Genomic DNA, 206 nt, shown 5'->3' with positions numbered 1-206 from the left:
CATGGCCGCAGAGAATAGGCCCAAGCGACTGTTTACCAAAAACATAGGTTTCTGCTAAGTCGCAAGACGATGTATAGGAGCTGACGCCTGCCCGGTGCTGGAAGGTTAAGGGGATCTGTTAGGGTAATCGAAGCAGTGAACTTAAGCCCCAGTAAACGGCGGCCGTAACTATAACGGTCCTAAGGTAGCGAAATTCCTTGTCGGGT

At 51.0% G+C, this 206-nt stretch carries 1 rRNA gene; it reads left to right on the top strand.

Features of this window, described 5'->3' with window-relative positions:
* Window positions 1-206: ribosomal RNA gene (locus tag K0040_RS22665) — 23S ribosomal RNA — on the top strand; the annotation flags it as partial.

Source organism: Terrisporobacter petrolearius, assembly GCF_020748185.1.
In the GTDB taxonomy this organism is placed as follows: domain Bacteria; phylum Bacillota; class Clostridia; order Peptostreptococcales; family Peptostreptococcaceae; genus Terrisporobacter; species Terrisporobacter petrolearius.
Note: the sequence above shows the minus strand (reverse complement) of the source record. Positions and strands in the feature narration are given on the sequence as shown.